Source organism: Paenarthrobacter sp. 22069 (assembly GCF_052046035.1).
GTDB lineage: Bacteria > Actinomycetota > Actinomycetes > Actinomycetales > Micrococcaceae > Arthrobacter.
Genome location: NZ_JBQEQF010000037.1, coordinates 1 through 26,463 on the forward strand (window position 1 = coordinate 1; position 26,463 = coordinate 26,463).

At 63.2% G+C, this 26,463-nt stretch carries 25 protein-coding genes and 1 pseudogene; 10 read left to right on the plus strand and 16 right to left on the minus strand.

Features of this window, described 5'->3' with window-relative positions:
• The first annotated feature begins 49 nt into the window (after window positions 1-49).
• Together ACTJK0_RS20280 and ACTJK0_RS20285 are read left to right on the plus strand one after the other, a co-directional pair.
• Window positions 50-938: pseudogene (locus tag ACTJK0_RS20280) on the plus strand (IS5 family transposase).
• Between the two features lie 147 nt (window positions 939-1,085).
• Complete coding sequence (locus ACTJK0_RS20285; protein ID WP_440746406.1) at window positions 1,086-1,484, plus strand: hypothetical protein; 399 nt, start codon at window positions 1,086-1,088, stop codon at window positions 1,482-1,484.
• Between the two features lie 487 nt (window positions 1,485-1,971).
• On the opposite strand, the gene ACTJK0_RS20290 is transcribed toward ACTJK0_RS20285, so the two are convergent.
• The 8 genes from ACTJK0_RS20290 to ACTJK0_RS20325 form a co-directional block, all read right to left on the minus strand.
• Complete coding sequence (locus tag ACTJK0_RS20290; protein WP_223995486.1) at window positions 1,972-2,394, minus strand: DUF4913 domain-containing protein; 423 nt, start codon at window positions 2,392-2,394, stop codon at window positions 1,972-1,974.
• The gene (locus ACTJK0_RS20295; RefSeq protein WP_223995488.1) at window positions 2,387-4,162 is read right to left on the minus strand and encodes a type IV secretory system conjugative DNA transfer family protein; all 1,776 of its coding nucleotides are present in this window, start codon (window positions 4,160-4,162) and stop codon (window positions 2,387-2,389) included. Before ACTJK0_RS20295 ends, ACTJK0_RS20290 begins: the two co-directional genes overlap by 8 nt.
• The gene (locus ACTJK0_RS20300; RefSeq protein WP_223995490.1) at window positions 4,162-5,757 is read right to left on the minus strand and encodes an ATP/GTP-binding protein; all 1,596 of its coding nucleotides are present in this window, start codon (window positions 5,755-5,757) and stop codon (window positions 4,162-4,164) included. The genes ACTJK0_RS20295 and ACTJK0_RS20300 overlap by 1 nt, the downstream gene beginning before the upstream one ends.
• The gene (locus ACTJK0_RS20305; RefSeq protein ID WP_223995492.1) at window positions 5,757-7,268 is read right to left on the minus strand and encodes an SCO6880 family protein; all 1,512 of its coding nucleotides are present in this window, start codon (window positions 7,266-7,268) and stop codon (window positions 5,757-5,759) included. The genes ACTJK0_RS20300 and ACTJK0_RS20305 overlap by 1 nt, the downstream gene beginning before the upstream one ends.
• 1 nt (window position 7,269) lies before the next feature.
• Window positions 7,270-8,505, minus strand: a complete 1,236-nt coding sequence (locus ACTJK0_RS20310; RefSeq protein ID WP_223995494.1) for a hypothetical protein — start codon at window positions 8,503-8,505, stop codon at window positions 7,270-7,272.
• A 90-nt stretch (window positions 8,506-8,595) separates the two neighbouring features.
• Window positions 8,596-9,321 carry a hypothetical protein gene (locus ACTJK0_RS20315; protein WP_223995496.1) on the minus strand — a complete coding sequence of 242 codons (726 nt, stop codon included), beginning with the start codon at window positions 9,319-9,321 and terminating at the stop codon, window positions 8,596-8,598.
• A 16-nt stretch (window positions 9,322-9,337) separates the two neighbouring features.
• The gene (locus ACTJK0_RS20320; protein WP_223995498.1) at window positions 9,338-9,625 is read right to left on the minus strand and encodes a hypothetical protein; all 288 of its coding nucleotides are present in this window, start codon (window positions 9,623-9,625) and stop codon (window positions 9,338-9,340) included.
• A 15-nt stretch (window positions 9,626-9,640) separates the two neighbouring features.
• Complete coding sequence (locus ACTJK0_RS20325; RefSeq protein WP_223995500.1) at window positions 9,641-10,258, minus strand: DUF6668 family protein; 618 nt, start codon at window positions 10,256-10,258, stop codon at window positions 9,641-9,643.
• A 125-nt stretch (window positions 10,259-10,383) separates the two neighbouring features.
• On the opposite strand from ACTJK0_RS20325, the gene ACTJK0_RS20330 reads away from it, so the two are divergent.
• The 6 genes from ACTJK0_RS20330 (at window position 10,384) to ACTJK0_RS20355 (ending at window position 16,252) form a co-directional block, all read left to right on the plus strand.
• Window positions 10,384-10,674 (plus strand): helix-turn-helix domain-containing protein, encoded by a 291-nt coding sequence (locus ACTJK0_RS20330; protein WP_223995502.1) that lies wholly within the window; start codon window positions 10,384-10,386, stop codon window positions 10,672-10,674.
• Window positions 10,675-10,707: 33 nt separating this feature from the next.
• The gene (locus ACTJK0_RS20335; protein ID WP_223995505.1) at window positions 10,708-11,790 is read left to right on the plus strand and encodes a CHAP domain-containing protein; all 1,083 of its coding nucleotides are present in this window, start codon (window positions 10,708-10,710) and stop codon (window positions 11,788-11,790) included.
• Window positions 11,787-12,302 (plus strand): hypothetical protein, encoded by a 516-nt coding sequence (locus tag ACTJK0_RS20340; protein WP_223995507.1) that lies wholly within the window; start codon window positions 11,787-11,789, stop codon window positions 12,300-12,302. Before ACTJK0_RS20335 ends, ACTJK0_RS20340 begins: the two co-directional genes overlap by 4 nt.
• Before the next feature lie 6 nt (window positions 12,303-12,308).
• A complete protein-coding gene (locus tag ACTJK0_RS20345) occupies window positions 12,309-13,757 on the plus strand; it encodes a MinD/ParA family ATP-binding protein (RefSeq protein WP_223995509.1) in 1,449 nt (482 codons plus the stop codon).
• A 215-nt stretch (window positions 13,758-13,972) separates the two neighbouring features.
• Window positions 13,973-14,209 (plus strand): hypothetical protein, encoded by a 237-nt coding sequence (locus ACTJK0_RS20350; RefSeq protein ID WP_138605593.1) that lies wholly within the window; start codon window positions 13,973-13,975, stop codon window positions 14,207-14,209.
• 228 nt (window positions 14,210-14,437) lie between these two features.
• Window positions 14,438-16,252: a MarR family transcriptional regulator gene (locus ACTJK0_RS20355; RefSeq protein ID WP_223995513.1), complete on the plus strand. Its 1,815-nt coding sequence runs from the start codon at window positions 14,438-14,440 to the stop codon at window positions 16,250-16,252.
• 156 nt (window positions 16,253-16,408) lie between these two features.
• On the opposite strand, the gene ACTJK0_RS20360 is transcribed toward ACTJK0_RS20355, so the two are convergent.
• The 5 genes from ACTJK0_RS20360 to ACTJK0_RS20380 form a co-directional block, all read right to left on the minus strand.
• Window positions 16,409-16,930: a hypothetical protein gene (locus tag ACTJK0_RS20360; RefSeq protein WP_223995515.1), complete on the minus strand. Its 522-nt coding sequence runs from the start codon at window positions 16,928-16,930 to the stop codon at window positions 16,409-16,411.
• Between the two features lie 218 nt (window positions 16,931-17,148).
• Window positions 17,149-18,090: a ParA family protein gene (locus ACTJK0_RS20365; RefSeq protein ID WP_223995517.1), complete on the minus strand. Its 942-nt coding sequence runs from the start codon at window positions 18,088-18,090 to the stop codon at window positions 17,149-17,151.
• A gap of 684 nt (window positions 18,091-18,774) precedes the next feature.
• Window positions 18,775-19,974 carry an IS110 family transposase gene (locus tag ACTJK0_RS20370; RefSeq protein WP_223995519.1) on the minus strand — a complete coding sequence of 400 codons (1,200 nt, stop codon included), beginning with the start codon at window positions 19,972-19,974 and terminating at the stop codon, window positions 18,775-18,777.
• Window positions 19,975-20,693: 719 nt separating this feature from the next.
• Complete coding sequence (locus ACTJK0_RS20375; RefSeq protein ID WP_440746407.1) at window positions 20,694-20,981, minus strand: hypothetical protein; 288 nt, start codon at window positions 20,979-20,981, stop codon at window positions 20,694-20,696.
• Window positions 20,982-21,169: 188 nt separating this feature from the next.
• On the minus strand, window positions 21,170-21,334 hold the full coding sequence (locus tag ACTJK0_RS20380; protein ID WP_440746408.1) for a hypothetical protein: 165 nt from the start codon (window positions 21,332-21,334) through the stop codon (window positions 21,170-21,172).
• Between the two features lie 478 nt (window positions 21,335-21,812).
• On the opposite strand from ACTJK0_RS20380, the gene ACTJK0_RS20385 reads away from it, so the two are divergent.
• On the plus strand, window positions 21,813-21,962 hold the full coding sequence (locus ACTJK0_RS20385) for a hypothetical protein (RefSeq protein WP_440746409.1): 150 nt from the start codon (window positions 21,813-21,815) through the stop codon (window positions 21,960-21,962).
• Window positions 21,963-22,225: 263 nt separating this feature from the next.
• Here ACTJK0_RS20385 and ACTJK0_RS20390 read toward each other — a convergent pair whose 3' ends face one another.
• Window positions 22,226-22,879, minus strand: a complete 654-nt coding sequence (locus tag ACTJK0_RS20390) for a helicase associated domain-containing protein (protein ID WP_223995525.1) — start codon at window positions 22,877-22,879, stop codon at window positions 22,226-22,228.
• Window positions 22,880-23,370: 491 nt separating this feature from the next.
• On the opposite strand from ACTJK0_RS20390, the gene ACTJK0_RS20395 reads away from it, so the two are divergent.
• The gene (locus ACTJK0_RS20395) at window positions 23,371-24,576 is read left to right on the plus strand and encodes an IS110 family transposase (RefSeq protein ID WP_223995527.1); all 1,206 of its coding nucleotides are present in this window, start codon (window positions 23,371-23,373) and stop codon (window positions 24,574-24,576) included.
• Window positions 24,577-24,657: 81 nt separating this feature from the next.
• Here the strand turns inward: ACTJK0_RS20395 and ACTJK0_RS20400 are convergent, their stop codons facing one another.
• Both ACTJK0_RS20400 and istB read right to left on the minus strand, forming a co-directional pair.
• Window positions 24,658-25,467: a hypothetical protein gene (locus ACTJK0_RS20400; protein ID WP_223995529.1), complete on the minus strand. Its 810-nt coding sequence runs from the start codon at window positions 25,465-25,467 to the stop codon at window positions 24,658-24,660.
• Between the two features lie 318 nt (window positions 25,468-25,785).
• The coding region (gene istB, locus ACTJK0_RS20405) for an IS21-like element helper ATPase IstB (RefSeq protein WP_440744013.1) at window positions 25,786-26,463 on the minus strand (678 nt) is incomplete at its 5' end.

Here is a 26,463-nt window from a genome sequence, read left to right on the forward strand (position 1 = left end):
TAGGGCGTGTCTGCTAAATATTCGGCTTTGGATGTTCGAGGCTGGATGGATGCTTCGTGCGAATGTTATTTCAGATGAGTTGTGGTCGGTGATTGAGCCTGTAGTCGCGACTGCAGGGGGCCGGCGAGGGCGGCCCTGGAACGATCACCGTTTGACGCTTGAGGGTATTTGCTGGCGTTTTCGCACCGGTTCGCCGTGGCGTGACCTGCCGGTTAAGTTCGGTGCCTGGCAGTCGGTGTGGGAGCGCCACCGGCGGTGGTCTGTCGACGGGTCCTATGAGCAGATGTTCGCGGCGGTAAAGACGGCAACCGGTGCCCAGGACACGGAGTTGGAGTCACTGCTCTCCGTTGATTCGACCAGTGTTCGGGCACATCAGCATGCTGCCGGAGCGCCCAAGGTGACGGTCGATCCAGACCACACAGGGGGCAGTGCCGAGTTACAAGTTTCTGCCCAGCGAGCCGGCTGACCACGCGATCGGACGCTCTCGAGGCGGGCTGACAACAAAGATCCATGCTCTTACCGACCGGGCGTGCGCGCCTGTCACGATGCTGCTGACTCCCGGCCAGGCCGGTGATAATCCGCAACTGGTGCCCTTACTCGAAGCCCATAAGATTCAAGACGCCACGCAGTTCCGGCTGCTCGCCGATAAGGCCTACTCCCATCCCTCCACGCGCACCGAGTTGAGGTCCCGCCGGATCAGGCACACCATCCCGGAGCGCTCAGATCAGATTGAACGCCGGAAGGCCAAAGGCTCAGCCGGTGGAAGGCCACCGGCCTTCGATCAGGCAATCTACAAGGAACGCAACACCGTGGAACGCGGCTTCAACCGCCTCAAACACTGGCGCGGCATCGCAACCCGCTACGACAAGTACGCCACCACATTCCTCGGCGGGGTACTACTAGGAGCGATCACAACATTCCACCGAGTACACAATTAACAGACACGACCTAGGAACAACTTCTTTATTGATGAAACCAAGCAACGAGGCTATCTGCTCGTTGCCGGAGTCTTGGTTCCCGCGGGCCTTGCCGACGTGCGTCGGGAACTGCGTGGACTTGTCTTGCCTGGACAGCGTGGCCTGCACATGAAGGATGAGAGGGACTCACGCAGAAAAGCCATCATCGACGTGATCATCCGTTCTGAAGTTGAGGCGACCGTTTATGATGCCGGACGTAGATTTTCCAACGAACGTGAACGGCGAGCTGAGTGTCTCCGCGAACTTGTCAACGACGTCGCGGCTCGTCCAGGGCAGTCACTGCTCGTCATTGACAAGGATGACTCGCTTGTCCAACGCGACCGCGAATGCCTGATCGAGTTCTCGCGAAAGGCTGGATGTAAGGAGCGGATGCGCTACGAACACGCGAAGTCAGCCCAGGAGCAGTTGTTGGTAATCCCGGATGCGATCGCGTGGTGCTGGGCCAAGGGTGGATCATGGCGCCAGCTCATTGAGCCGGTAGTGGCGAGCGTTAAGCCGATTACTTAAACGCAAAACCCGAGCGCCGCGGTCGTCCGGCCGGGTCTCGGGTTTACTTCCTGAAGCTCAGCGCAACAGGCACTTACAGAGTATGACACACAACGACAGAACACCAGAATTTGTGATGCAGCCCTCCGGCAACCCTGCACCACTCTCATATTGGCCATTACACCAACTTTGCGTTAGGCGGTCTGAGACAGGCATCAGTCAACTCGTCTTGGTGACCCCGAGTAGCGCAGGTTCCATTCCTTTAGTCGTACTTTCCAAGGCTTCCCGGCAAGCATTGCCATCGTCAACAGCGAGAAGGCAGCATCGCCGTAACCACAACCGTGAATGTCCGCTGCCCACAGCCGGGACAATCCTGATAGGTTATCCACCGCTACTGCTGCTGAGGGAGCTTTCCCGATGGCTCCCGATTTCCAGCCGTGGATAACGCGGATTGACCCCACCGTGGACCGCCCGTTTGGTCACCTTTGAGCATTGGTTGAAACCATGTTCAGAACAGCCCCTTGGGAGGTCCTTCGCAGGGTAGCGGGGCGAGTTTGGCGCGGTGGCCGTCGTCTGGGGTGCAGCCTTTGAATGGGCCGTCTGTTGAGAGCAGGACGGACATGTGGTGGTCTGCGTGGTCGCGCCACCACACACTCATTCCCGTTGTCCCGTCCAAGCGCAGGAACTCCCAGGCCCGCCAGAGCGCTTCGAGCCGGCTGATCGCTTCTGCGTGCTTCCACCATTGCGGGCACCAGGTCACCCCGCCTTGGACGTTGAGTTGCCGGCGGTAGCTTGTGGCCAGCTTGTTGCTGACGAATTCGGCGACGTTCGGGTAGAACAGCTCAGGGGCATCCTGTTCTTCCTCGGCCCGCTCCTTGGGGTCTGCGGTGTCCTCGAGTTCGTCGTCCCACTCCCCCAAACCTTCAGTCATGGGAGGCGCCTGCAGCGATCCACCGGTTCCCGGCCGCCGTTTGGGCTGCGGGTTTGTTGGCGGGGTCGTGTGCGGTGATCGAGGCGCGCACTGCATCAGCCTGTGGTCCGTTCATCCAGGGCACTGTTTCCAGGAGTGCGGCTGGGGCGCCGGAGGCGAACATGATGGCTCGGCCGCGGGGGAACGCGGCCAGGTCTGAGACGTCGAGGGTGCGTTCTTTGCGGTCGTCGTCGTGGCTGTAGGAGGTGCCTTGTTTTGAGCGGCTGCGAGTGGTGTTGGAGTAGCGGTATTCGCCTACGAGTTGTGCGAGTTCGTTGAGGAATTCTGCTTCGGCGACGCCGCCGCCGTAGACCTTGATGTTGGAGGCGGACCAGAGTTTGCGCATGCCGTCGCGTCCCCATACTTCGACGCCTTGGGACCAGGATTGGAGGATGGTCATCAGGACGATGCCGCGGGAGCCGTAGTGGCTGTAGAGGTTTGGGAGCTCGCGCCAGCGGCAGACGTTGGCTGCTTCATCGAGGACGCCGACCATGGGTGTAGCGAGCCGGCCGCCGGGTGAGTGGACGGCGAGTTCTTCGGCGGCCTCGACCGTGGCCACGGTCAGCGCCGTGACGAGTGGGCTGGCGGTGCCTTTGCCTTCTTTGGACAGGCTGTACAGGGTGCCCTTGGACCGGACGAACGCTGCCGGATCAAACTGAGGCCGTGAGTCATTGTCGCCCTGAGGTGTCACCCAGCGGGCGACCTGGCGGTTGGTGAGGCAGGACGCCATCTGCAGGGCCGTGCCGTACACGCCGCCACGTTGCTTTTCGGGGGCGTTGATGACACCGCCGACAGCGTTCGCCGTCTGCAGGAAGCCGTGGGTCTTGAGGATGTCCACCGCTTCGTCATCTGCGGGCCGGGTCAGCCACGTGTGCACCTGAGTGATCGGGCGGCCGTCGAGGGCGGCGGCGAGCAGGAGCCCGGCGAGCAGGTCCTGGCCGGCCGGGTCGAAGTAGGCGTCCGTTTTGGCGTCCGGGCCGCGGGAACCGGCGGCGAAGTGATCGGCCAGGCGAGCCGCGCGCACTTCGTCCGTGACGTAGGACAGCGGGTTCCACCACCAGGAAGGTTCCTCCAGTGCGACGGCCTGCGGGTCGAACACCCACACCGGGCCTTCCGCAGCGCGGACGTCGCGGGTGCCGTCGACGATGTCCCGCTTGTTCGAGGTCACCAAAGCGGCTCCCGGGGCGGCGAGGATCGCGGGGATTGCCCGGGAGGTGGTCTTACCGGTGCGGGGTCCCCAGATGTCGATGTGCATGTCTTCCCAGGATCCGTACACCATCTGCCCGCCCAGGACGGTCTTGCCGACCGGGACACCGGGTGCGCCTTTCACGCCCAGGCGTTCGGCCGTGGCAGTGGCACCGCGCAGGCTCAGGGCGCGCAGGTCCCGGCCTTTGGCCATGTGCTGGGCCGCGGCGTCCACCCGGGACCGCTTCGACCGTCGACGCAGGACCGCACGGAGCACCAGGACGGCCATGACGATGGCGAGGGCGCCGAAGACGACCAGTACCCAGGTCGCGGCCGCGGGCCAGGTGACCTCGCGCGAGAGCAGGCCGAAGACCAGCTCAAACGGGTTGGCTGGCAGTGTCTGCCCGTCGCCGGACAGCATTGACCCGAGGTGCACTGCCCCGGTCACTGCGCCGACACCGAGCACCACGATAGTGATGACGGTCCAGAGCAGGATTGTTTCGGTGTCGAGTCCTGAGCGTTTGCCGCTGTTTGGTGCGCCCATCAGTTCTGCCCCTCGCCGCTGATCGTCCAGCGCTTATTTGTGTCGTGCAGTTTCTCTTCAACGCTGGTGAGTTTGAGAGCTACGGGCACCCCCGGTCTGCCGCCGACTTTGAAGAGGAACTTGCCCAGGCCCGGGCGGACCCGTTTGCGGGATCCGCCGACGTCGGTCCATGACCCCGGGTCCGCCCAGGAGATGAGCCGGGCCTGCTCGGCCCGGGACAGGGTGACGGCTTTGTTGAGTTTTTCCATTTCGGCTCCGGGCAGCGCGCCGCAGACGACCATCCCGGAGCGTTCGACGAAGCCGCGGGCTTTCATCCGCTCGGATTCGGTGGGCAGCGCTTCGAGGTCACTCATGGTGTGGGTGATCATGGCCTGCCCGACACCTTCGGTGCGGTTCAGTCGCGTGAGGGAGTCGACCCGGTCGACCATGCCTTCACCGGAGCGCAGGGCCCGCCAGAGTTCATCCATGACGACGAAGTAGTTCCGCCGCGGCTCGAGGCCGGCGTCGGCCAGGGTGTGGGCGACCTGGACGGTCGCGAATCCGGTGGACCAGCAGGCCAGCAGGCAGGCCGCCTGGATATCGCGCTGGGTGTCGGAGATCCCGGAGAGGTCGAAGACCACGGGCTTGGTCAGGTCCATCGGCTGGTCGGTGGGCTGGGAGAACATGTCCGAGAAGCGGCCCGAACCGTTCAGGGAGTACAGCGACTGGCGCAGCTGGTCGGTCGCGTCGAGGTAGCGGCTCATGTCGCCGCGGTCCAGGGCGATGGCCCGGAGTTCGTCGGGGGCGTCTTTGATGACCTCGATCAGGTCACCGACCAACGGGACCCGGTCCAGGCGCTCGTCCAGGATGTGCAGGGCCCGGTCGATCAGGGATTCCTCGTGGGCGCTGGGCTTGGCGTTCCGCACGATGGTGATCAGCGCGGTGATCATGTTCAGGCGCCGGTTGTGTGAGTCGGCCATCAGCTGTTCGGCCAGCTTCTCCGCCTTCACCGCTGCCGCGTGAAGTTCCGCGGCTGCGGCCTGATCGGTGGCCTTGTTCGCGGCGGCACGGTGTTCTTCGGCTGCGGCGTGCAGCCTGGCGGCAGCTTCGGTGGCTTCACCGGGGTCCAGGACGTTCAGGTGACCGCGTCCGGGGCCGAGGCTGATGACCTGCCCGCCGAGGGCTTCGATGAGGTCAACGTAGTCCGGTTTCAGGTCACCGAGGATCAGCGGGTTGATGCTCCTGCCGGCCAGGCCGAGGACGATGTGCCGGACCAGGGTGGACTTGCCGTAGTGCGGCAGCCCGAGGACGAACATGGAGGGGTTGTTGATCATGCCGTGCATGAACCAGCTGATCGGATCGGCCCCGAACGGGGCTCCGGTGTCGGTGTGAACGCCGATCGGAACCCCGAGGATGGGGGTGCCGGATCCGCCCACGAATGGCCAGAGACCGCAGACCTGGACCGAGGTGCCGCGCCATTCGTCGGCGGCGGTGACGTAGACGGCTTCGCCCTGTCCGCGGCCGCGCCAGCCGCGCAGGCCCGGGCGGCGCGCGACCGCGGGCGCCAGCTTCGTGGATGGGGCTTTGCGCTGGTGTTTGGTACGGCTGCCGAACATTACATGGCCTCGCGGATCTCTTCGGGCACCTTCAGGTGCTTGGGCAGGACCAGGCCCAGTGGCAGGGACGCGGCAAATGCGGAGTCCTGGGAGCCGTAGGCGCGGCGTAGCAGCAGTCGGGCCGAGGGGCCGAGGTTGCCCTCGACGACGGCGACGGCGTCTTCAAGGTCGCGGGCGGACAGGACCGTGGCGGTGACGACCATGCCGAAGTTGACCAGCCCGGCGCCTTTGGCTTCTTCGGCTGCGGTGGCCTGTGCGGCGCGGGCGTCGACCAGGGCGCGGGCGGTGGGCCGGTTGGTGGAGGAGGCGCGGGTGAGAGCGCTGGTCTGGTCTGATTCGACGATGGTGGCCGCTCGGCCGGCGTCGATCGGCCGGTACAGCAGCGTGACGCGCTTACGGGCAATTTCCCCGTGGGGTGCCACCAGGCGGCCCAGGGCCGAGGCGAGGATGTGGCCGCGGGGCGCTCCCGTCATCGACCAGGAGACAGAGTGGCCGGAGTCGTGGCGGTAGCCGTCCCAGTCGGCCTGATGGGCGGACGGTCCGACCTCGCTCCAGTCCAGGTCAACCGGGGTGCCTTGGTAGTGGGCTTCGTCAATGAGCCGGGCTGCTGCAGGGTCGTAGGCGACCCGAACGACCTCGCACAGTTCCTGGGCGTTCAACGGCGCGCATGCCCCGGCGCCGGTAGATTCGAGGCGCTCGGTCAGGCTGGGAAGCCGTGAGGCGAGATCCTTGGCGATCTCGTCTGCGGTGCGTCGCTTGCCGCCTGCCCGGGCAGCGGCGCTGAACGTCAGCGCGACCCAGGCCCGGATGGTGGCCGACCCCTGCGGGTAGGTGGCCAGGGCCTCCCGGAGCATGGCCTTGGCGATGTCCGGAGCGTCGTCGTGGATGTTGGATTCGACTTCCCGGCGCAGCCGTGCCCCGGAATCGGGGGCTGTTTCGACCGTGACCGATGCTGCCACGACGGCAGGTTCATTCGACAACGAAGCGAGCCAGCCGCCCCAGTTCGCCACCCAGGCATCAATCTGCTCGGGGTCGACCAGGGACGCCCCGTCGGGCTGGGTGCCGAAGACAACGGTGTAGTGGGCGGTGGAGGGAAGGTGGATCAACGCGAACGGGCGCCCATAGGAGTCCGTAAACTCATACAGCTTGGACCCGGCGGCGATTCCGGGCAGCTGGAATTCGCCCCAGGGCGTCAGGCCCAACGGGCCGGAGCGGTAGATGTTGGCCTTCCTGCGCCGTGCCGAGCGGAACGCCAGGCGCGCGAAAAGCCGCTCCCCCACGGATTTGTTGTGTTTGTCGGTCACCGAGACGGCGGACAGCATCACTCCGAGAATGAGGAGCGAGACAAGGCCAGGGAACCAGCCGCCGACGAAAAGACAGATCACCGTGATGATCAGGCCTACAAACAGTCCTGCCGTGGCCAGGCCGCCAAGGGTGCCGATGCCGGCCTTACGCGGCCGCCGCCAGTTGCCGTAGGTCGGCTCCCTGTACGTGTTCTCGATAGCTGCCATCTCAGGCACCCCCCGTGGATTCTTCACTCATGTCCTTGATCGCGCCGGAAGCGGCCTGGCCGGCTTCGACGCCCTTCTGCGCGGCCAGGACCGCGACGCCGCCGGCACCCGCCGCTGCTGCACCGCCCGCGGCCGCAACCCCGCTGCCTGACACAGCACTGCCGGCGCCGCTAGATGCGGCAGAGCCGATTCCGGGCTGCACTCCCGTGGCCCCTGAACCCCGGCTGCTGTTCTTTCCTGCTGTGCCGGAGCCTCCCGCTGTTCCCTCGTTTCCAGTTCCCGAGGGGCCCTGCGATCCGGGGCTGTGGCTTGATGTGCCGTGGGTTGCCGCCCCGCTGGTGGATGGGCCGCCGCCTCGTCCGGCACTGCCCATGCTGATGGCCCCGGAAGCCAGTGCCCCGACCGTTCCCGCAGCCAACGCTCCACCGCCGCCGGCGACAGCACCGACCATGGGGGTGACGAAGCGCATAAGTGCCGGCATCGCGAACAACGCGATCACCATCAGGGCCAAGCCCGTGACCGTTGTCAGAAGTGCCGAGCCGAAGTCCTTGCCGTCACCAGCGTTGCCGAAGATCTTGGTGCCGCTGAGCTGGAACGCGGTGGCGTAGATGATGGCGGCCGCGGGCTTGTAGAGAATGAAGGCGATCAACCAGGCCGTGCACTTCTGGAACCAGCCCCTGCCAGCCTCGGTATTGGTAAAAGCTGCGGCCGTGGGAAAGATCCCCGTCAGGATGACCAGCAGGCCGCCACGGATGATCATGAGCACGATCTGCATCACGGAGGCCAGAATCGCGATCAGTCCCAGCAGGATGATCATGATCGCCCCGATCGGGCTGGTGGCCGACAGTGCCAGCATTGCTGTGATGTTCTCGTTGAACGAGGTCCCGTTCGTGGAGTTCTTGATGATCCAGGCAGAGAACTGATCCGCAGCCACCGTCAGCAGGCCCACTGCCGCTACACCCGCTCCGGAGACGACGATCAGGGTCGCGAGCGAACGCGCCAGATCCCGCAAGGGTGCACCCCTGCGTTCGATCACCATCTTGGCCGCCCCCACGAGGACCGACAGCACGGCAAGGGACGCCGTCCAAAAGTAGAGACTGTTCTGCAGGAACAACACCGGATCACTCGCGGTCGACCCACCAGGTGCCGAGGTGACCGCGGGAGTGCCCACATTCACCCAAAAAGTCCCCAACGTCTGCACGGTCTGTCCGACGGCATCGGCAATCGCTTTAGCCATGTTTTTGACCGAGTCGTTTGCGACGTCCTCGATTGCCGCACCTGCTTGGCAAAAGGGATTAATGACATTCAGGCCTGTGCAGTCAGCCATCTAGACGCCGGACCATTCGATGTAGCCGCCCAGGTCTGTAATCTGCCGTGCACCAGTGTCCCCGGTAGCCGGGACAACGAACTTCCAGTCGCCTCCGTACCACTGGAGCGGGACTGGAATGGAGATGAAGGTTCCGTTGGCTCCCTTGAAGGCAAGATCAATGACGGCCCGGTCAGCGTCATAGGAGCGAAATGTGAACCCGGCTAATTGGGCGGTGACGGAGCTCGGTGCAGCTGTGGGAGATGACTTCAGCACGGCATCTCGCTCCGGGCTCGGGAGTGCCAACTGCTGGTAAACGAGATCTGCTTTTCCAGCTGCCGACAACGCAGTCATGTTTGCCGCGGCGTAGAGAGCGCCGGTGGGTGAGTGTGCGAAGCAGGAGCGGAGGCCGTTAGTTTCGGTCTTGCCGGGCCCGTATTGCGTGGGTGATGTGGGTGCGGCGATCTTTCCGACGAGTTCCCATTTGGTGTCGGTGGGTGTGGTGGCTGGTTTGTTCTGGTCGCCGGAGGGCAGGCCACAGACACTGGCAGCCGCTGCCTCGCTGGGCTGGGTGCTGGCGGTGGTGGATCCGGGATTGCTCGGCTCGGCTGTCGGGGTTCCTCCCCCACGAGGGAGCAGGGCCAGGATGATCCCGAGCGCGACTATCAGCGCCACGACAACGGCCGAGATGATGAACTTAGGTTTGGTCAGCGGGTTCTGGTCTTCGTTCATGGTCGGTTCAGTCATGGCTTGTCGCTCCTTATTAGACCAGGGCGCCTACGACACCGCCGGCGGAGGCTGCCAGGATGCAGCCGCCCAGGACCCATGCCAGGCGTCCGGCGTGCTCGCCGCCTTCGCCGCGTCGGTTGTTGATCATCATCGTTCCGGCGGTGATGAGGATCCCTGCGACGGCCAGGGCGAAGACGATCCAGGCGATCCATTTGAGGATGGTCAGCAGGCCTTCAGAGCCGGGAGGGGCCTCACCCATGCCGGGGTTCGGTATTTCGGTGATGGCAAAGCTGGACCATTCGAGGGCTTTGGAGAACAACATGGGTGTTTCTTCTTTCTACTTGGCAGGGAGTCCGGCGGCGGCAGTTACGGCGAGGCGCACCTGCTCAAGGATGGTGCGGGCTTCTTTGGGAAGGTCTTCGGGGGCAACGTCGTGGCCGTAGCGCCATGCGTCGACCCAGGGGAAATGCCAGACGTGGGGCACTCCCCCGGCAACGACGCGGGAGAAGTCTCGGATTTCTTTGGGGAGCCGTCCGGGAGCGTCGGCCATGACCACGAGGCCGGCGACGTGGATCCCGGGAAGGGACCGTGATGCCCATTCAGTGGCCGCCAGGCGCGCTGCGCGCAGGCCAGGGATATTGGAACGGGCCACGAGGACAACGACGGAGCCGGCCGTGGTGACCGGCCAGTGATGTCCGGCGGCCTTGGTGTTCTTGTCCAGGCGGGCTAGTGAGGTTTCGCCGGCGCCGCCGCGGACGCCAAGCCACCAAAACCCCGGTGCCCTCCCGGAGACGTCCCGTCGTGGAAGCCTGTCCGCGTGGTCTGGCTGGGGAACACTTCGCTGCGGCCTGGTCGCTCCCGTCGGGACGAACGGGGGCTCTTCTGGGAGGGCCAAAGTGGGTTCGTCGATAGTGTCAGCGCCGGGCGTCACCCAGCGGTTCTTTGAGACCGGCATTTCACATCCCCTAGTAATGTCCGCAAAGATCGTATCGGTACCATCCGACACGAAAGGCCAAAGGTGACCCCGAACAACAGCTTTAATACCTTTCAGTCACTCCTAGTACATCACAGTACCAATTTATGGTCTACGATGGCTTCATGCGGTGGGACGGACTGAGCGTGGACCCGAAGTACCTGGAAGCTCTCTTCGCAAAGTACCCGGAGCGTCTGACGCCCCAGGACCTCGAGGAGATCTTCGGGCTCTCCCGAAACACCGTCTACCGCTGGCTCCAAACCGGAGTGATTCCTGCTTACCAAGTCGAGAAGACATGGTTGATCGCCAGAGATCAAGTCAAAGACTGGGTCTGGGAAAACCGGAACACTCTGCGGAAGGGCCAAACACCCGGGGAGACCGAGGACCAGCAGCAGTAGCACGAAGCAGCCGAGCGAATGTGAGGGGGACACATGCAGTCGAGATCAAACACGCCCGTACTGGCTGCCGGTGCCGTCCTTGCCCCCATCGGGCTCGTGCTGTCCATCATCCTGTTCGGCGGCGGCTCCCAGGCCGCGGCCGACGTGTGCTCACCAACCGGCACAGGCGTCAGCGTCGACGCAAGTGATCTGCCCAAGGTGGCTGTCGCCGGCTATGAGGGAGAGCAGCTGAAAAACGCGGCCCTGGTCATCAACGCCGGCAAATCCCTTGGCCTGTCCGTGCGGGGCCAAACCATCGGTGTCATGACGGCCATGGGAGAGTCCGGACTGCGCATTCTGGACCACGGCGACGGTCCTGGCCCCGACTCCCGGGGCCTGTTCCAGCAGCGCGACAACGGATCCTGGGGAACCTACCAGGACCGCATGAACCCCACCGCCTCCGCCACCAACTTCTTCAAGGCCCTGCAGAACATCAGCGGCTGGGAACAGCTCGAACCGACCACAGCCGCCCACAGGGTCCAGCGCAACGCCGACCCGTTCCACTACCAGACCTACTGGCCGGCCGCCGTCGAGGTCGTGGCCGCCCTGGGCGACGCCAAAATTACCGACGCCGGGGGCACAAGCTTGTGCGGCATCCCGGGCGAGTCCGGCAAGGGCGATGACCTGCCCTGGCGCACCGCGCAGATCTACTCGGCCTCCCCGTTGGGCATGTTCAATCGCGAATGCGTTGACTTCGCCCTCTGGCGCATCAACCAGCAGCTCGGCAGCACCGCTGCCCCCTACAAGGTCCTCAACGGCACCTTCCGGCCCGACGGTGCCCTCCTCGGTTCCGCGCTTACGTGGAAGGACGGATGGGACGCTAAAGGCTGGCCCACCGGCAGGACGCCGCGTGTCGGTGCCGTTGTCTGGTACTCCCCCGGCGCTGGAGGCGCCGACGGCACCTACGGCCACGTCGGAATCGTCAAAGCCGTCAACGGCGACGGCAGCTTCGTCGAAGAGGGCTACAACGGCAACCCCGTCCCGAACGACCACACCTACTACACCCGCACCGTCCCCAACGGCACACCGAGTGCCTTTCTCTACCTGCCCGGCAACGACTCACCGGAGGAACCATGAAACGCACGCTGACAGCCTTCACGGCCCTGCTCCTGTGTACCGGGTGCGCGCCGGCAGCCAGTACAACACCCGCGGAACCCTCGCCCAGCATTTCCACAGCGGTTCCTGCCACGCTCAGCGCAGGAGGCAAACCCCAGGCTTCCGGCGGCACAGCACCGACCACCCTCGGCATCGCCTGGGACGGGGCAAGCAAAACAGCAGCCTTGGACACCGCGACCAAGGCCATGACGCTCTACGCCCGTCCCACCGTGAACGACAAGCAATGGATCCAGGACCTCGGCCAGGTCCTCACCGCCCAAGCCACTGCCGACTACCAATACGTTGACCCCGCCAACATCCCGGCCACCAAGGTCACCGGACCCGGCCAACTCAAGATCGATGAGAACAACGGCTTCGGCTTGCATGTCGTGTTCCCCACCGACGCCGGCGACTACGACGTGCAGCTGCTCCGCAGCGCCGTCGGCAAGCCCTGGCAGGTCAACCGCTTCACGCCCCCGAACGGCACAAAGTAAGGAAAGATGATGGAAACCCAAGCACTCGACTTCCCCAAGATCAACGCCGTTCTCCGCACCAACGGCACCGGCGAAGTCACCATCAACGGGACCTCCCACGCGATCGAGGCCGACAACGAAGCCGCCGTCCTGAACGATGCGCTTCGCCTCATTACCGCAACCGCCGTCCAGCTCGGCCGCCCCGTCCGCGTCAGCACCACCGACCCCGACGGCCAAGGCCTCATCATCGTCTCCCCCGACGGCGTCGTCAGCGAAGCAACCCCGACCAAGCCCACCAACCGTGGAGGACAGGACACCCCACCCGCCACGACCGTTCCTTTGCCCGAGCCGGCCAAGGTTCTGACCGCGCCCGCGTCCGCTCAGGTTCCCGACGCCACCGCGATCCAGGAAACGCCCACACAACCCACCGACGCTGCGCCGACGACCTACGGTGCAGCTGTGACGGCCGTGCCCGGTCAGGAGCCCGCCCCAGCCCCCACAGCGGCCGCTGAGCCTGCTGCACGGCGCAGCCTCAGAGACACCTCGTTCCTTGTCAGCGCGCCCGTGCTGCAGCCCGCCACTCGCGGCTGGCGCGGCGCCCTTAGCCGTCTCGGCTTCCGCATGGACCCCTCCCCCGAAGAGCTGGCCGAACGCGAAGACATCCGCACCGTGAGCCAACACTGGCCCGGCCCCCGCACGGTGGCCGTCGTCAACCGCAAGGGCGGCGCGAATAAGACCCCCACCGTCGTCATGCTCAGCGCGATCCTGGCCCGTTACAGCGGAGCGGCGACCGTCGCCTGGGACAACAACGAATCACAAGGCACCCTCGGCTGGCGTACCGAAAAGGGCGGGCACGACAACAGCGTCCTGGACCTCATCGACTCCTCCCAAGCGCTGCTCTCCCCCAGCGCCCAGGCAGCCGAGATCGCCCGCTTCGTCCACCACCAGACGGCAGACAAGTTCGACGTCCTGCGCTCGGACGAAAACGACGAAGGCGACCACGAAGTGACCGCCGAAGAAGTGGACATCGCCCACCAGGTACTCACCCGCTACTACCGGCTCATCATCATGGACTCCGGAAACACCGCCCGCGCAGCCAACTGGCGCCGCATGATCCACCACACCAACCAGCTCGTCGTCCCAGTCACAGCCATCGAAGACCGCGCCGAAGCCGCCCGCCTGACCCTCCAAACCCTCGCATCCCGCGGCGGCCACGACGCAGAACTGGCCCGCAACGCCGTCGTCATCGTTTCTGAATCCACCGACGCCAAGCGAAGCATGAGCGGCGACGCGCTCAAACGCGCCAAAGACGAAGCCCAGAGGATTGCCGAAGCCTTCACGCCGCACGTACGCGCCGTCGTCCGCATCCCTTACGACCCCGCCCTGGTCAACGGACCCATCCGCTACGACGCCCTCCAACCCCCCACCCAACGAGCCTGGCTCGCCGCCGCCGCAGCTGTGGCCAAGGGCTTCTGAGCGACGCTCCGCCGATGCTCCTCACCCCAAGAAGGCCAAAGCAGCAGGTCACAAAGGCGACACGCTCCCGTTTTCTGAAAACAAATCCTGAGAGGCGTTACTGGCCGGTGATAGTTTCAGAGCAGTCGCAGGGACATGCAAGTCGTCTTGGTGGCAGGCAATACAACGATGAAGCTGTAGCCGTTAACGCGGCTACAAAATCAAAGGACAAGCAAATGACGGCAGTAGCAGTTAATCGAGGCGGCGGGCGCCCCAGCAAAGGCCTGCGTAAGTTCATTGGTTTTCGCTCACCCGAACCCACCGCTGACGGTATCGCCAAAGTGGCAGCCCATAAGGGCCTGACCGTCACGGAATACCTTCTGTCCGTTGTCGAGCCACAACTGAAGGAAGATCTGGCCGCCCTCGACCAAGACGACTATCAGCAGGAGTTGCCCATCCGCATCGCCTCATAACAAAAGAAGGCCCGCACTGGGCGGGCCTTCGAAGCTTGAGACTTACCCTCTGGATTGCTTGCCGGCGGATCAGATTGTAAGTCGTGGAGGGCCTGAGTAGGCCATCCCTTGTGTTGCTATAAAACCGATCTGGCAGGATCGGCCCTTTTTCGTACCTCAATCCCCGAAAGGATTACTCACATCGTACATCAGTACATCTCCGTGCTTCCAGCATGCCCAGTTAGAGGCGTGTCAAATCAACGAGACACAGCATCTAAAGCATGGGCAGCTCTAACACCTCTGCTGGCCGGCCAGCCGCGTGTTCGCCTTTCCAAGGACGCCGGCAAGTCGTATCCGCAAAAACATGAACGAAACCTCACGGAGGCTCTTCCCTCTGTTCCCGCCGCGGTCCGGATTTTTGGTAAGGACGGTACCTGCGCTGCGATCTTCCTCGACTTCGACTCCTCAGTAGCCGGCCAGGACTGGGTCCAGGCCGACGTCCGGGCCGTTCAGACCTGGCTTCACTCGGTGGGTGCCCGCTGGATCGAGGACTACTCCCCCAACGGTGGCCGACACGTCTACGTTCCGCTGGCGCAGCGGGTCACCTTCTCTGAAGCGCGTGATCTTGTCGAGGCGCTGGGCACCCGCTACCGGACCCTGGACAAGACCCCGCACCAGAACCTGCTGCATGGCTGCATGCGAACCCCCGGTTCACCGCACAAGCGCGGCGGTTACCAGGAGTTGGCGATGAGCCTGTCCATGGCCTACGACATTGCCCGCCGGCCCAACAGCGCCTCGGTGTGGGCGGCCATGACTAAAGACCTGGCCGCCGAGATCAAGGCCGTCCGTGCCCTCCGGCAGGAAGAATCCTTCACCCCGGCAACCGCCGGCGCCCCCGCCTCCAACCAACCCGTGGGCCGCATGTCCCGGGCGATGCAGGTCCTGGCCCAGACCGGAATGTACGACACCAACCGGTACGCCACCGATTCTGATGCCCGCCAGGCCGTCCTGGTCAACGCCGCGGCCGCGGGCCTGCAGCTCGTGGATGTGGAGCGCCGGATGCTCCAGGGAACCTGGCCGGGACTGGCCTCCTTCTACGCCCGCTACGCAGCCCGTCACCGGCTCCCGGCCCTGCGCAGGGACTGGATGAACGCCCTCTCTTATCTCAGCAAAAACCCGGCCAAAAAGAACCGGAGTGACAATGTCCGCAGATCCCCCACTAGCCAGCCAACTACACAGGCGGGGCAAGTAAAGGGACTAAATCCAATGTCGAATCCCGATGCAGAGCATCGGTTTATCCGGACCTGGCGCAGTGCTCTCAGAATCCGGGAGGTCAACTACCAGCAATCAAGGACCGGGATGGCGAGGAGGATGGTGTTGCGGGCTCTGGGAGAGGCAGCCCACATGACAGCATCGCGCTTCATCGAATTTGGGGTCCGCTCCATTGCTGTGGCTACGGGTCTCGATCACACCACTGTCGGTCTTCACTTGCGGGAGCTGCGTTCCGAGAAAGATCCTTTGGTCACCTTGGTTGAGGAAGCGCGTGGAACAAAGGGCGACCTATATATGCTCACTATTCCCGAGGAGCTGAAGTCCGCGGCTGAGGACGCCACCTGGCAGAAAGGTAAGATCCACGCCCTGCGTCCGGTCTTTCGGGAAATGGGTTTGCCGGCGGCATTCGTCTACGAAGCACTGGAACACTCCCCCGGCCTGTCCACCACCGAAATCGTCATCACCACCAGGCTGTCCCGGTCTGCGGTACATGAAGCCCTCGAAGTCCTCGTCGGCTGGAACCTTATTACACGCGACGGTGCACGCTCTTGGTTCACCGTCGCCGCGACATCACTGAGGCAGCTCGCGGAGCAGTTCGGTGTCTTGGAAGCTGTTGCTGTGCAAATACAGCGCTACCGCAATGACCGCATCATTTGGCGCGAATGGCTCGCTAAAAACGTCAACAGCGTGGCCGAGCTACTCTCCCCCGATGATGACTATCCCTGGGAAACCTTCGAGGGGCCACCTGACGAATGGTCGTTGTCCGACATAGCCTTCGGTAGAACAGGATGAGGTTTAAGTTAAGGCTCGGTAGAGCTCAATTCCGTTGACGCTGCGGCCCGTTCACCTCGGTCGTTTCCGCTTTCGTGCCATAAGTCATGCCATAGTCCAAGCCATAATTAAGGCGGACATCTTCCGTAGTGACCTAAGTCGGAAGATATGGCAACATCACGCCAATGAATCCTGGATATATAGCTTGAAGACGCTCGAGACCAAGGCACTGCGTGACGGTGCGTCGAATTCGGTGACCTTCTCATCGAGCCAGGCCACTTGCAGGCCGTCGAGACGGAGCTGGATCTGAATGCCAGCCTCTCCTCGCTTCCGCGGGGCTCGGCGCGGCATGCCCGATTTGGTCAGCACGGTCTCGGTGGTGAACCCCTTGGCGATCTGTTTGTCGTCGACCGCTTCGAAGGCATCAATTAGCAGATCCGCATACGTGGTCCGTTTTTGGTAAACGGCGTCCTTTACTTGAGCGAGGAGCTCCGGAGGTAGGTAGACTCCTACATTGCGCAGTGCCCCCGAAACCAGTTGGGAAGCTCGGGTCGAGTTAGCTGCCTTTTTAGAAACAGGTCGCTGCTCATCATCGTCCTTTGAGGTCTTGGCAGATGCGGTTTTGGGCTCCTCCCGCTTCCCAGCCAAGTCATGGGGCGTCTCCCTGGTGCGTTCCTTTTCAGTGGGCGGATTATCCATCGGCGGCTCACCAGCAGGTAATCTCGTTTCAGCAGGGTCGCGTGTTTCTGCTGGCGGCGCTTGGATAAGTCCTTCGGCCGCCGCCTCCGTAGGCTCTTCGGGCCCTGGTTCCGCTGCAGGGGCTCCCCTCCCCCGCTTTGGAGCCAACAATCCTTGGAGTGCTGCACCGCGGGTAGTCGTTACCGGCGCGAATGCCCCGGCGAGGCTTTGCCTGCCGCTCATGCCTGGTTCCCACTTTCGATTTCGTTCAGTCGGGCGAGGATCTCGCCTGTCAGCTGCTCATATTCTTCAGCGAGCCCCCCGGCATTGCGCGAGAAGAACCCATCCGACGGCTTCTCTCCTGCACGGAGCGCCTTCAGACGGTTCTTTTGAGCGTCGGTAACGGCACCTTCAAGCTCATGGAAGAGCAATCCCTTACGACGGGCGTCAGCACTTGCGCTCTCAAGATTCCTGATGCGAGTTTCAAAGACAGGGGCAACGGTGCCAAGCATCTCCTCTAGAGTGTCCCGGACACTTCGTTCTAAGCGCAGAGAGCGTGGTCCAACACCGAACAGGACAATGCCAGCCAACTGCAGCGATGGGTTGCGGTCACGGACGGCCATGAACCGTCGAGCGATACGTTCGACACCGTCGATGCTCGCGTCATCGGAACGGGTAGGAATTACGACAGCGCTGGAAATCGCGAAGGCGCCTTCTACAAGGATCCGCTCCCCCGGCGGGGTATCGATAAGAATCAAGTCGTAGTCGTCGGCCAGCGGCGCCAGGACGGCGTAAAGCATGTCGCCGAAGTCGCCGGCGTCAGACCTGCTCGAGCGGGAAACCATGAGACCTTGAATATCTTCGAGGTCTTGGCCCCCGGGAATGACGTCAAGGTTTTCCCGCACGTCGCGCAGGATCAACGGCTTCGTCCCGGCGATGAGAGCCTGGAAAAACTCCCTGCCCGTTTGCCGTTCATATCCGAGGTCGCGGGCGAGATCGCCTTGAGGGTCAAGGTCGATCAGCAATACGCGAGATCCGGCCAGAGCCACATACCCCCCGACATTGGCAGCGGTGGTCGTCTTGCCAACTCCACCTTTGCCGTTTGCTAGAGAGATGACGCGGTCGATGGCGCGTGTCGATTGCGATCTCGGGTTCACGGGGGTCTGCAGTGATCGTGCCATCGGCCGAATAGTCTCCTAGTTATCGACTGGAATGCTGTTCCTGCTATCAACGTTATGTGCACTCCCCCGTGAAGGCGGGTAGTGACACGCATGCGACGGCCCACGGGGCGTCGAACAATGATCACTATGTCCTGGCACGCTGTTATCAAGGCAGAACATGATGCCCGGATAACCGTGGGATTTCTTGCTCGGTCACTCATGGCTGGCTCTATTGATCCTTCTATTGGAGGGACCGTTGATGTTCACGCTTTGTGTAACGCTTGCCTTCAGGTTTTTAGTCGCGTTTGTTTTCCCGTCATTGCTCCTGTCAGAAGGCCTGTGGGTAGTTGGGCCTAGTATTCAATGGTTACCAGCGCATGGGTTCAAGTGGCAGGTCAGGCTACTTGTCTCGTTGCTTTCACAGCAGATGTTCAAATGGATGCAGTCGCGTTGCATCAAGTAGGGCATATGGCAGGCCTTATGGCATGAAACGGGGTGGGAGGCCTCGTGGAGCAACAACTATGCGATCGCGCAATCCGTCTCTCGTGCCATCCAACGAGCAAGGAGAAGTTCACCGCCGCAGGCCCCAGGTGTGAAGCTACCCCGAAGACGCTATTCGATCCCAGATGGCTCCGCAGCGATCTCAAGGCCGACACCCTGCGGCACTCGGGCTGTTGCAGCGGGGGGGTGTCCCTATGCTTTTGGTCAAGCGGCCAGGGCAGGTTTTTCCTCGTAGAAGGTGCCGTGTTTGAGCATTGAGTAGATGACGTCGCAGCGGCGCCGGGCCAGGCAGATCACGGCGGCGTTGTGCTTTTTCCCTTGCGCCCGTTTCTTTTGGTAGTAGGCCTTGGACGCAGGGTGGTGGCAGCTGGCGATCCAGGCGGATCTGAAGAGAGCGTTCTTGAGTTGCTTGTTCCCCGAGCGGGCAGGGAATTCTCCCCGTATCGAGGTCCCGGAGCGTCGTGTGACAGGGGCTATGCCGGCGTAGGCGGCGAGGTGCCCGGGAGTGGTGAAGGTGCCGGCGTCGCCGATGGTCAGGAGTATCGTCGCTGCGGTCTTGATGCCGACTCCCGGCATGGACATCAAGACCTGGGAAAGAGGGAAGTCATCGAGGAGCTTTTCAACTTCTTCAGCCACGATGGCTCGCTGGTGTTTGAGTTCCTTAATCTGGGCAGCGACGCGGGGAATGACCAATTCGACCGCTTCGGTGCCGATCACGGTGACCGTCTGCTCGCTCAGTGCAGTGAAGATGGCGTCAACCACGTTCACCGGGTCCTTGCGGCTGTGGCTCCTGGCCCAGCGCAGCACGTTGGATCGCCCGGCGGCCCGCAGGCCGGTCGGTCCGGCGTACTTGATGAACAGCTCCAGGACCAAGGACCTGGTCAGTGCTGTTCCCGGAAAGACACGCTCCAGTGCTGGGAAAATCTGCAGCAACAGGGAACGCAGGCGGTTGATCGCCCGGGTGCATTCATGGGTCAGGTCAGCGTCGAATCCGGAGAGCACCTTCAATGCCGCGAGTACTTCGCTGTCCCGGTCAACGGCCCGCAACGTATGCGGCATGGCGCGGGCCGTCTCGGCGATGATGAACGCATCCCGCGCGTCCGTCTTGGACTTTCCCGGGTACAGGTCAGCGGCTTTACGCATCGCCAGACCGGGCAGGTAGGCAACGGTGCACCCGCAGTCCCTGGCCACGGCTATCGGAAGAGCGCCAATGGTGTTGGGCTGGTCCACGATCACAAGCACCCTGCCGTGCTGCTGCAGCCCGGTGAACAGCTCGCGCAGCCGCGCCTCATCCTGAGGCAGGGGCTTGTCGAAGACCCGTTCACCGGCGGCGTTCAATGCCGCAGCGTGGTGCTCGGATTTGCCGACATCAAGCCCGCAGAAAACCTCGTCTCGTTCGTCCATCCGGCGCTCCTTTGCCACCACCTATGGCCGCAGTCACGACACCCGATGCTGGCACCCACGTTACAAAGAGACCTGACCCCATCGGAGGGAGCCGGCCGTGTCCCTATCAGCAGTCAACGTGTGTCTCCGAACCTGGCGACAACCCCCCCGGATCATCAGTGACAGGGCAAGAAAGTCATACCAGGTCCAGCGACCCCGTCCCCGGCCTTCGGGGACGGAATAAATGTAACGGGCAGTTGGTGCAGCGGGCCGAGGAGGGGCTGCAACGCCGAACAGCATGGCTTTTCATAAGGCAATGGTTTGAAGCGACCAAGCGCCGCTGCAGTGGCCTCAAAATAGAGTCTGTCACCGGGATCAAACGATGGCCTCACCGTCGAGGGCACGACTGGGTGGAACCTGCCCCGCCAAGGCCTCCAGGAGTTCCGGGAAGTACCTCGACAAATCTTTGCCTTGCCGTGACCACGAGGACACTCCGCCTGCCCCTACCGGGGGCGCAGGCCCGGCCCCACTTGGGTTCAACCCGGCCCCACTTGGGTTCAACCCGGCCCCACTTGGGTTCAACCCGGCCCCACTTGGGTTCAACCCGGCTGCCGCCGGGCAGCGGCCTCCGCCGGGATCGAATCAACGGCCCTAGCCAGGGCCAGTGGCACGGGCGGCCACAGCGTCACCGGCACGTCCTGAGTCATGACAGCCACGCTACCGCCGCCAACACTAACGGGTCAGGCGGCCGCGGCCCCGACGTCCGTAATGGCCGCGAGTAGCCATTGCTCGGACAGCGGATCGCGGCGCAGCTCGAACGTGCGCAGCGCCGAGGTCGAGGTCAGCCGTACCTGGACCTGCCAGTGCTCGACGCTGACCAAGTCGCCGCAACCAACCGGTGCCCGCTGAGCAGTGTTCCACCAGTCCGAGCGCGTGAACCAGCGCACCGGTTCCGCGGCCACTGCCCAGATCCGGTCGTCATACCTGACGGCCAGAGGAAGGCCCTTGGCGGTAAACCGGACCTGCACTGGCACGTCCAAGGGCCTGTCAGTTGTTGTTCTTGCCACGGGTCCGCTCTCCCAAATTCCTGTTAATCATTTCCTCCCGGCGGGTGACTGCCGAACCCCACACCCAGGTCCGGTATGTGACCGGCCCGTCCTTCCAGGTCACTTCGGCTGCCTTCGCTGTCCAGGCGAACACTTCGCCATCCACCAGCTCAGCGCAGTTCGGAAACCGGATCCACCGCTTTCACCGGGATCCCCGGATACCCGTTCTTGACCGGGAAGTGCTCGAAATCCAGCTCTTCCACGGTCAGTCCGATTGGGCCGGCCCGCCGTGCGTACTGCGCCTGCAGCGCGGCCGCAAAACTCTCGGAGGACATACCACAACCTTAGAACATATATTCGAATAGACACGCCAAAGAACGGCGGCCCTGGTGCTGGCCGCCGGCTCCCATCATGGGGGGAGGGGTACGACAACGAGGTGCCGGGTTACACCCAGCGGGGACAGCTTTGAGCTGTGCGGAGGGCTCCACCTGCCCGCCAATGGGCATAACCCGGGCCCAAAATGCCCTGGTCTCCGCTGCGCTGCCACCGAGGATGCGGTCCTTCGCTGCGCTTCGGCCTGTAAAAGCCTTGTTTTTCCCTTACAGGTGGCTGGGTTGTTCTCCGTACAAGGCCGCTCATCGTAGCCGTCCGGGGGCCCGACCCATCAACCCACGCACACGGACAATCCCACGCGGTCGCCGGGGCTCCCTTATTTCGCGGGATTCCCCGCGCACTCTTCGGGGTTGACGGCCCACCCTCGACCGGCTGCGACAGCGGGGCCTCGCGCGGCGGGGCAGGAAGGAGGGTGGCTACATGAGCATCGACGAAGCGATCAAGCTCGTGACAGCGGTCGTGAGCCTGATGACAGCTGTCATCGCTCTGCTCTCCACGCGGAACGCGCTCTTAACGAGCAAACGCTCCCGAGGTGCAACTCGGAAGCGTAAGCGTAAAGCAAGGAAGTAGGTGTAGCTACGAACCCGGTGGTCGTAACCGCAAGGCTGCGGCCACCGGCTCCTTCCCAGACTAAGTCCTGCTCAACGATAAGGAAACCGTCATGGAACCACTGACCATCATCAACTTCGTGCTCTCCCTGGCAGCACTTGGCGCTTCTATCACCGCCTACCGCGCCACCGCCAAGACCCGGAAGGACCATGAAACTTAGACCAGGCGAGAGGCGGGCNCCCGCCTCCCGGTCCCTGAGGCCAGGGGCGGGGGAGCGAAGCGGCCTATCGTGCCTCGTTCCGGGGTTTGCGGCCGCCACGGTGGCCGCGGCCTTCCCGCCAGCCCGGCAGGAGCCGGTTCAGCTGTTCTTCCTTGACCGGGTCCATCCTGCCGGCGCGGTAGTCAATCCGCTGCTGATGCAGCCAAACCCCCAAGGTCCGTTCGTCCCTGTCGTCCGTCTTTTGGTGCCGGGGCCACTCGCCGGCGGCAGCCCGGATCCGCTGCAGCTCCTGCAGCCGCTGCTGCCACCGCTCCGCATCCCGGGCTTTCCGGGTCGAGGGTGTATCCCACCCCGGAATGGCGGCCAGCGCCTCCCGGTAAACGGGGGAGAGGACCCCCTCACCGGCCTTCCTGCGGCGGCTCGCCAGCCACGACGCCAACGCGCGCTCCCGCGCTGTTTTACCGTGGCCGACCGGCAGCCGCCCCTGGCCTTCGTGAAAGGCCAAGACCTCGGCAAGGTTCCGCAACCCAACCTCGGTTGTCCGGGGTTCCGGCGGCGCCAGCGCAGCCTTGTGCTCATCCCGGATGCCCGGGTCTTGTTTGGCCGCGATCTGCAGGTGATATCGCACAGTTGTTTCCGCGACACCGGCCCCGGCCGCGATCTTCGACGTCGGCGTCCCCACCCGGTACAGCTGAACAAACTCAGGATCGGGCGCCACCCGCCGACTGTCCGCCATCAACTCCGAGATCCTCCTAATAAGCCCCCTGCAATCGATGCTCAGCCTAGGGGAACCAAAGGTGTCTACCCTGGTTTTCAGGGCTCGCGGGCTCGCCCTGGTTTTCGCTGCGCTTCAACCAGTTGATGGGCGTCCGCTGGCGCGGCCGGCTGTTGGGGCCCAGTGCTGTCCTCCGCAGAGCTCCGGCCATCCCTGGCCCGGTCTTGTCTACGACGTCTTTTTTGGTTGCTGTCCTTATGTTGTTACCGGGCTCAGTTCTGCGGCCATTGTAGGGTCGTGGCTACCCAGGGGAGGCGGGTATGGCTTTGGTTGCTGTGCCGGACTGATTTGTGACGGCTTCGAAGGATTGGCCGCCTGCCACCCCGCGATGACCCGACCGCTGATTGAGAGACGCGACATGATCGCCGGATAAGGACACGACGGCGCGGTTATCCGCTGGGCTCTACCCATCCAATCAGAACTGGAGGCTGTTCTTGGTGCAACTATGGGCCGGCATTGATGCCGGCAAAGCTCACCACCACTGTGTTGTGATTGACGCCGACGGAAACCGTCTGCTCTCTCAACGAGTCCCCAATGACGAACCAGCCCTGCTCCAGCTCCTTGCAGGCGTGCTCGAAATTGCAGGCGGTGACGAAGTGGTGTGGGCGACAGACCTGAACCACGGCGGACCGGCGCTCCTGATCGCCTTACTAGTCGGTCACGGCCTAGACATCGTCTACATTCCCGGACGGACGGTGCACCACGCTTCCAAGATCTACCGAGGTGAAGGCAAGACAGACGCGAAAGACGCAGCCGTCATCGCCGACCAGGCCCGGATGCGAACTGACCTACAACCGTTACGTGAAGGGGATGAGATCAGCACTGGGCTGCGGCTGTTGACCGCCCGGCGTGCCGACAAGTCCGCCGACAGGGTAAGAGCTATCAACCGCCTGCAGGCCCAGCTGCTCGAATATTTCCCCGCCCTGGAACGGGCCTTCGACTACAGCCGCTCCAAAGCCGCACTGACCCTGCTGACAAAGCACCGCACACCGGACGGGATCCGCCGCGCCGGTCAAGCCAGAATCCACGCTTGGCTGAAGAAGAACGGTGCTCGTTCCTCGGCAGCCGTTGCCGCAGCTGCCCTTGAGGCCGCTAAATCCCAGCACACCATCGTTCCTGCCCAGCACATGGGGGAGGAGATCGTCGCCGCACTGGCACGGGAAATCCTGACCTTGAACGAGGAGCTCGCCGAACTCGATGCGCATATCAGCGCGAAAGTAACGGAACACCAGCACACCGAGGTGCTGTTGAGCATGCCCGGCTTCGGGCCTGTTCTCGCTGCCGAATTCATTGGTGCCACCGGGGGCGACCTCTCCGTTTTCCAGACTGCCGACCGCTTCGCTGGCGTTGTCGGACTGGCCCCTGCGCCCCGGGACTCAGGCAGGATTAGCGGCAACCATCACAGGCCCAGACGCTACGACCGCCGGCTCCTCCGCGTCTTCTTCCTGTCCGGGCTCTCGGCGTTGAAGTCATGCTCCGCCTCGCGTGGCTATTACGACCGAAAACGTGCGGAAGGAAAGTCCCACATTCAGGCGATGCTCTCACTTGCCCGTCGCCGGCTCAATGTCCTATGGGCTATGCTCCGTGACGGCACGACCTACACTCCCACCCCTGTCGCGGAACCTTGCTTGCCAGCGTGACCGGCTGGCAAGGACTCCTACATGCAGAACTGAGATGGTCAGACCGAAAGTCCTTCCGAGCCTTTGCTGCAAGGGCGAGTGCTACCTCAAGGGACCATTTCTAGGCGGGATTAATTCTCTAGATATGGATTGAAATCCGGAATCTGAACGTTCGAAAACCACTTGCGGGAGTGGTTTCAGATTGTGTTCGTAGTCGTGTTCGGCCCCTGGTTCAGCGATCATCCGACTGACTTGCCACAGGGAACGAACCACACAGATCCCTGCTTGGGCAACGGCAAGGCAGAGTGACGGGTCCGCGTTGTCGGTTCTAAGTGCCCAACCGTGCGATCCACCTTTACCTTTCGGTCTGATTTTGGAGAGGTAGGTGATGGACACTGCGTTGATCAGATCGTATCCGCCATTAAGCTCGGCAACAGTGGGCGCAGTGGGGTCTTTGAGGTCTTGGACTAACGTCATTTTGATGTCGTCGCGTGCTATGGCCGCCATACCGTGTTTCATTTGGTTGTGGCTCTGAGCGGCGTTGTAACCGTCTTGGTCGAAAAGTTCAGCAAAAAACATCAACCACTGGGACACGAATCGGGCGTGCTCTAATGCTTGCTCGTTCCCAATGGCGGCTACCAGTTGACCATAGTGCGGAATTGCCACCTTCACCGCGGTTTCGGCAGCACCTGCTCCTCGTAAGAGCGACTTGACCTTCTCCCTAAAAGAGAAATTTGCTGGGAGTTCCGCTAGTGGAATCCACGGCGATCGGCCCACTTCCAACTCGCTGAGCATGACGAAGAGTCGAAGTCCGGTTTCCACAACGTGGTGCATCAGCGAATGCGCTTCAAGGGCTGCTAGAGCTTCCCTTGATACATCGTCTTCCGGGCTCTGATCCTCCGAGAACGGCATCTCCTCAAGCAACCTTCGAAAGCGGCTAAAGACTGATGCAGGATCCTCCGCGTTGGGAAGGTCCCTGGAGGGGACGTCGGCTAACCTAATAATGCTCCAGAGCCGGCTTTCGAAATGGTGAGCTGGGTTTACATGGAAAAAGTGTTTGTCCAAATCCGCTCGCACAGCCTCATGTCTGCTCTCTGTCAATGGCCTTTGGTTTCTGCCCACGGGCGGCCAGTTAATCGGCCCGCTGGTGGCCAGTAAATCTGCCCGGTGATGGCCAACAGATCTGCCCACTGAGGGTTTTCGGTGGGATTGGCCATCGTCGAGGGTTTGTTAGTTCAGTTCGGTGACTCCTTTCCCGGCGAGGGCTTGAGTGAGTCGGATGGAGTCGCCGCTGGTTTGGCAGACGTGGGCGTGGTGCAGGAGCCGGTCCACGGTTGCCGTGGCGAGGGTTTTGGGCATCAGTTCATCGAAGCCGGCGGGGTGCAGGTTCGAGCTGATCGCGACGGAGCGTTTCTCGTAGGCGGCGTCCACGACCCGGTAGAGTCCTTCGGCGGCGTCGGTGGCCACCGGGAGAAGGCCGATGTCATCGATCACGACGAGTTCCGCGCGGAGGATTCTAGCCACGGCCCTGGTGACGCTGTCGTCGGTGCGGTGTGCGCGGATGAGGGCGCCGAGGTCTTCGAGTCTGAACCAGGCAACGCGCATCCCGGCTTCGACGGCTTGCTGGCCGAGGGCTTCGAGGAAGAACGTTTTCCCGGTGCCGGAGGGCCCGCAGACGACCAGGTTCTCGCGTCGGGTGATCCATTCCAGGGTGCGCAGGGCTTGCTGGGTGGGCGCCGGGATGGAGGAGACGGCGGGGTCCCAGACGTCGAAGGTCTTCCCGGTCGGGAAGCCTGCTGCTTTGCGCCGGGTGGCGAGCATGGACCGGGCCCGGCCTGCGGCTTCTTCGGTGAACAGTGCCTTGATGATCTCGGTTGGTTCCCAGCGCTGGGCGCGGGCGGTCGCGAT

Coding starts and splice junctions, on each gene's coding strand:
- ACTJK0_RS20305 (WP_223995492.1), bottom strand. CDS start 7,268: ATGGCAGCTATCGAGAACACGTACAGGGAGCCGACCTACGGCAACTGG.
- ACTJK0_RS20300 (WP_223995490.1), bottom strand. CDS start 5,757: ATGTTCGGCAGCCGTACCAAACACCAGCGCAAAGCCCCATCCACGAAG.
- ACTJK0_RS20330 (WP_223995502.1), top strand. CDS start 10,384: ATGGTCTACGATGGCTTCATGCGGTGGGACGGACTGAGCGTGGACCCG.
- ACTJK0_RS20285 (WP_440746406.1), top strand. CDS start 1,086: ATGAAGGATGAGAGGGACTCACGCAGAAAAGCCATCATCGACGTGATC.
- ACTJK0_RS20335 (WP_223995505.1), top strand. CDS start 10,708: ATGCAGTCGAGATCAAACACGCCCGTACTGGCTGCCGGTGCCGTCCTT.
- ACTJK0_RS20385 (WP_440746409.1), top strand. CDS start 21,813: ATGAGCATCGACGAAGCGATCAAGCTCGTGACAGCGGTCGTGAGCCTG.
- ACTJK0_RS20345 (WP_223995509.1), top strand. CDS start 12,309: ATGATGGAAACCCAAGCACTCGACTTCCCCAAGATCAACGCCGTTCTC.
- ACTJK0_RS20380 (WP_440746408.1), bottom strand. CDS start 21,334: ATGTCCTCCGAGAGTTTTGCGGCCGCGCTGCAGGCGCAGTACGCACGG.
- ACTJK0_RS20320 (WP_223995498.1), bottom strand. CDS start 9,625: ATGTTGTTCTCCAAAGCCCTCGAATGGTCCAGCTTTGCCATCACCGAA.
- ACTJK0_RS20295 (WP_223995488.1), bottom strand. CDS start 4,162: ATGGGCGCACCAAACAGCGGCAAACGCTCAGGACTCGACACCGAAACA.
- ACTJK0_RS20290 (WP_223995486.1), bottom strand. CDS start 2,394: ATGACTGAAGGTTTGGGGGAGTGGGACGACGAACTCGAGGACACCGCA.
- ACTJK0_RS20315 (WP_223995496.1), bottom strand. CDS start 9,321: ATGACTGAACCGACCATGAACGAAGACCAGAACCCGCTGACCAAACCT.
- ACTJK0_RS20370 (WP_223995519.1), bottom strand. CDS start 19,974: ATGGACGAACGAGACGAGGTTTTCTGCGGGCTTGATGTCGGCAAATCC.
- ACTJK0_RS20350 (WP_138605593.1), top strand. CDS start 13,973: ATGACGGCAGTAGCAGTTAATCGAGGCGGCGGGCGCCCCAGCAAAGGC.
- ACTJK0_RS20325 (WP_223995500.1), bottom strand. CDS start 10,258: ATGCCGGTCTCAAAGAACCGCTGGGTGACGCCCGGCGCTGACACTATC.
- ACTJK0_RS20400 (WP_223995529.1), bottom strand. CDS start 25,467: ATGCCGTTCTCGGAGGATCAGAGCCCGGAAGACGATGTATCAAGGGAA.
- ACTJK0_RS20360 (WP_223995515.1), bottom strand. CDS start 16,930: ATGGATAATCCGCCCACTGAAAAGGAACGCACCAGGGAGACGCCCCAT.
- ACTJK0_RS20310 (WP_223995494.1), bottom strand. CDS start 8,505: ATGGCTAAAGCGATTGCCGATGCCGTCGGACAGACCGTGCAGACGTTG.
- ACTJK0_RS20340 (WP_223995507.1), top strand. CDS start 11,787: ATGAAACGCACGCTGACAGCCTTCACGGCCCTGCTCCTGTGTACCGGG.
- ACTJK0_RS20365 (WP_223995517.1), bottom strand. CDS start 18,090: ATGGCACGATCACTGCAGACCCCCGTGAACCCGAGATCGCAATCGACA.